Here is a 4,303-nt window from a genome sequence, read left to right on the forward strand (position 1 = left end):
CCTTCGGAATGACCTGTCGCTGAAATCGAACCCGGCCGGTCCGATTAGATCAACTGCAACGCCAAGGCATGCCGAAAGGCGAAGAATGGTTCCAGTATTTTGCGCAATGTCGGGTTGATAGAGAGCAAGTCGCATGGGGGATTACTGCTGGTTGAACCGTGTGCGCCACTTTGACCAGCAAATATCGAACGTGTCACCTTGAGCAGGTTCGCGATCGGTGCAAGAAGATTGGCACGCACGCGCTCGAGACGTCGGAAGAGCGGGGATTTGCGCGTCGCTTGAAAGCGTGATCCTTGCACAGATGGCCAGCCTCGGTTAGTGCTTCGAAGCAGTGAGAGATGTCCGTCCACTGGTCCGTGAGGAGGTCACGGCCCTGCGGATTGCAGCGAGCAAGCGGCCATAGCCGACCTCTTGCTCGGTGACCGCTTCCCGCGGGCGGGCAGTCTCGAGATGGGAGGGGCACGTGGCCATAGAAGCCGAAGAGCCGAACCGCCGGGATTTTCTGATCGTCGCCGGTAATGCCTTCATTGCAGTTGGAGCGGCCGTGACGCTTTGGCCGTTCGTCGCACAGATGAATCCGGACGCCGGCGCGCAGGCGCTCGCATCCGTCGAGATCGATCTATCGCCGGTGCAGCAAGGCCAGGCGATTACCGTTATGTGGCGCGGCAAGCCGATCTTCATCCGCAACCGCACGCCGGAAGAGATCAAGGAAGCCGAGGATACGAGCCTCTCGGATCTTCCTGACGGCTCGGCGCGCAACGATCTCCTGCCCGAATCAGCGCCAGCCCTCGACTCCAACCGGGTGAAGGAAGGCAAGACGAACTGGATGGTCCTGGTCGGCATCTGCACGCATCTGGGCTGCATTCCGAAGGGCCAGGCGATTGGGGATTCGAAGGGCGATTACGGCGGCTGGTTCTGCCCCTGCCACGGCTCGCACTACGACACGTCGGGCCGCATCCGCAAGGGTCCGGCGCCGCGCAACCTCGAGGTTCCGCCCTACGAGTTCGTCTCCGACACCAAGATCAAGATCGGCTGAGAAGGGCGCCTCAGATGGAGCATACATCGAGCTACGAGCCGAAATCCGCGTTTGCCAGGTGGTGGGATGACCGCCTGCCGATCGCACGCCTCATGCACGGGCAGTTCGTCGACTTTCCGACCCCGCGCAATCTCAACTATTTTTGGACCTTTGGCGGCATCCTGACCTTCTGCCTCGTCGCGCAGATCGTGACGGGCATCGTGCTCGCCATGCATTATCAGCCGAGCGCGGCCGAGGCCTTCAACTCGGTCGAGGCCATCCGCCGCGACGTCAACTACGGCTGGATGATCCGCAACTTCCACGCCGTCGGCGCGTCGATGTTCTTCATCGCCGTCTACGTCCACATTTTCCGCGGCCTTTACTACGGCTCCTACAAGGCGCCCCGCGAGGTGCTGTGGATCGTCGGCGTGATCATCTTCCTCGTCATGATGGCCACGGCCTTCATGGGCTATGCGCTGCCGTGGGGCCAGATGAGCTTCTGGGGCGTCACCGTCATCACCAACCTGTTCTCGTCCCTGAACGAGATCATTCCCGGCGTTGGCACCGCGGTCGTCGAATGGCTGTGGGGCGGCTACGCTGTTTCAGGTACAACGCTGAACCGCTTCTTCTCGCTGCACTACCTGCTGCCGTTCGTGCTCGCGGGCCTTGTCGTATTGCACATCTGGGCGCTGCATGTCGTCGGCCAGAACAATCCGACCGGCCTCGAGATCAAGACCAAGGCGGATGCGGTGCCGATGTATCCCTACGCGGTCGCCAAGGATGCGGTCGGCATGATGGCGTTCCTGGTTCTGTTCGCCTGGTTCGTATTCTTCCTGCCGGATTACCTCGGTCACGCCGACAACTACATCGAGGCCAATCCGCTGGTGACCCCGCCGCACATCGTGCCCGAATGGTACTTCCTGCCGTTCTACGCCATCCTGCGGGCCATTCCCTCGAAGCTTGGCGGTGTGGTGGCCATGTTCGCCGCCATCGTGGTGCTGGTCTTCGTGCCCTGGCTCGATACCAGCCGCGTGCGCTCGACCAAGTATCGCCCGCTCTATCGCTGGTTCTTTTGGCTGCTGGTCATCTCGTGCCTTGCGCTCGGCTATCTCGGCGCCATGCCGGCCGAAGGAGCTTATGTATTCTGGGCACGGGTCTTCACGATCTACTACTTCGCGCACTTCCTGATCGTGATGCCGGTGATCGGCCTCATCGAGACGCCGAAGCCACTACCGAAATCTATTTCCGCGTCCGTCCTGCCAAGCGGGGCAGGAGCGCCGCAAGGCGCAGCCGCCGCCCCAGAGACACGCTGAGCGGGAGACAGAAGATGCGACCTTTGAAAGGAACTCTTGCCGCACTTGCGGTGGTCGTCGGCTTCATGCCGGCACTTGAAGCCCGTGCTGCAGGCGACGCCGCTCACATCGAGCGCCAACCATGGAGCTTCAGCGGCTTCACCGGCCAATATGACCAGGCGCAGTTGCAGCGCGGCTTCCAGATCTACAAGGACGTCTGCGCTGCCTGTCACGGGCTGAAGCGCGTGCGCTTCCGCAACCTTTCCGAGCCGGGCGGCCCGGCTTTTCCTGAGGAGGCGGTGAAGGCGCTCGCCCACGAGTGGCCGAACAAGATCGTCGACGGGCCCGATGACGAGGGCAAGATGTTCGAGCGCGAGCCAAAGGCGTTCGATCCGATCCTGGGGCCCTTCAAAAACGACAATGAGGCGCGTGCGATGCAGAACGGCGCGCTGCCGCCGGATCTGTCGCTGATTGCCAAGGCGCGCGGCGTCGAGTACCGGGGCTCCTGGTGGGCGCATCCGTTCTCTATGCTGAGAGATGTCGCGACCGGCTACCAGGAAGGGGGCGCGGATTATCTGTACGCGCTGATGATGGGGTATGCCGAGGCGCCTGCCGATGTGCAGATTGCCGAAGGCATGTATTACAACGTGGCCTTCCCCGGGCATCAGATCGCCATGCCTCCGCCGCTCTCGGCGGATTCGTTCGTGACCTATCAGGACGGCAGCGGCTCGCTCGATCAGAATGCCCGAGACTTGTCGGCATTTCTCTCTTGGGCCGCCGACCCCTCGCTCGATACTCGCAAGAGCACGGGTTGGCTCGTGATCCTCTATCTCCTGGTGGCAACGGCGCTGCTATACGCCGGGAAGCGCAGGCTCTGGTCGAAAATCCCGCATTGAGGCGAGGGAGCAGACGTCTGCTCCCGTTATAAAGCTTCTCTTTTTGGGCGGTGGACAGTAGGCAATGTGGGCGGAACGAGGTGCTTCGACCTCAGCTCCGCCCCAGGCTTCACTGTCCACCGCCCAAATCTATCGGGAGCCCACATGACGTCCTCTATCCTCGGCATCATTGGCGGCAGCGGTTTCTACAACCTGCCCGGCCTCGAGAACCCTCGTTGGGAAAAGGTGATGACGCCGTGGGGCGCGCCATCCGATGAGGTGCTATTCGCTGAGATCGCCGGGCTTCCGGTGCGCTTTCTGCCCCGGCACGGCCGCGGCCATCCAGTGCCGCCCTCAGCCATCAACTACCGCGCCAACATCGATGCATTGAAGCGCGCGGGCGTAACCGATCTCGTCTCGATTTCCGCCTGCGGCTCGCTGCGCGAGGATCTGGAGCCGGGGCATTTCGTGCTCGTCGACCAGTTTGTCGATCGCACCTTCGCGCGGCAGAAAAGCTTCTTCGGTCCGGGTCTCGTTGCGCACGTCTCAGTGGCAGATCCGGTGAGCCCGCTGCTTGTCGACGCGGTCGAGCGCGCAGCCCAGCCGGAGGGCATCGTCTATACGCGGGGCGGCACGTATCTCGTAATGGAAGGACCCCAATTTTCTACACGTGCGGAAAGCAACCTTTATCGCAGCTGGGGCATGGACGTGATCGGCATGACCAACATGCCGGAGGCGAAGCTCGCCCGCGAGGCCGAGATTTGTTACGCGACCGTCGCCATGGTGACCGACTATGACTGCTGGCACGACGATCACGCTGACGTCGATGTCGCTGGCATCATTCGAGTGATGAAAGACAATACCGAGAAGGCGCAGCGCCTTGTCATGCGCCTTGCGCGTGACTTTCCACGTGAGCATCCGGCGTGCCCCATCGGCTCGGACCGCGCACTGGAAGTGGCGATCATCACTGCACCCGAGGCGCGCGACGCCTCACTGGTTCGCAAGCTCGACGCCATCGCCGGTCGCGTGCTCGCCCGTTAAGGCCGATCGTTCGCGAGGTGAGCGTTTCGCGCACTCGTTGAGCGCCACCAGGCTCCCAAGCCAAGACTTAGAGCCGTTCC

Annotated in this window: 5 protein-coding genes; 4 read left to right on the forward strand and 1 reads right to left on the reverse strand. The window is 62.2% G+C overall.

Going from position 1 to position 4,303, the window contains the following annotated elements:
- A partial coding sequence (locus V7P99_RS14665; RefSeq protein ID WP_442909915.1) for a tRNA (cytidine(34)-2'-O)-methyltransferase occupies positions 1-135 on the reverse strand: 135 nt, incomplete at its 3' end.
- Between the two features lie 328 nt (positions 136-463).
- On the opposite strand from V7P99_RS14665, the gene petA reads away from it, so the two are divergent.
- From petA to V7P99_RS14685, 4 genes are all read left to right on the forward strand, one after another.
- Positions 464-1,036, forward strand: coding sequence for a ubiquinol-cytochrome c reductase iron-sulfur subunit (gene petA, locus V7P99_RS14670; protein ID WP_333795574.1), 573 nt, complete (start codon positions 464-466; stop codon positions 1,034-1,036).
- A gap of 14 nt (positions 1,037-1,050) precedes the next feature.
- Positions 1,051-2,328 (forward strand): cytochrome b, encoded by a 1,278-nt coding sequence (locus V7P99_RS14675; protein WP_333795575.1) that lies wholly within the window; start codon positions 1,051-1,053, stop codon positions 2,326-2,328.
- Positions 2,329-2,342: 14 nt separating this feature from the next.
- On the forward strand, positions 2,343-3,203 hold the full coding sequence (locus tag V7P99_RS14680) for a cytochrome c1 (RefSeq protein ID WP_333795576.1): 861 nt from the start codon (positions 2,343-2,345) through the stop codon (positions 3,201-3,203).
- Positions 3,204-3,347: 144 nt separating this feature from the next.
- On the forward strand, positions 3,348-4,223 hold the full coding sequence (locus V7P99_RS14685) for an S-methyl-5'-thioadenosine phosphorylase (RefSeq protein WP_333795577.1): 876 nt from the start codon (positions 3,348-3,350) through the stop codon (positions 4,221-4,223).
- The last annotated feature ends 80 nt before the right edge of the window (positions 4,224-4,303 follow it).

Origin of the sequence: Hyphomicrobium sp., assembly GCF_036780825.1 — a bacterium.
Taxonomy (GTDB): domain Bacteria; phylum Pseudomonadota; class Alphaproteobacteria; order Rhizobiales; family Hyphomicrobiaceae; genus Hyphomicrobium_C.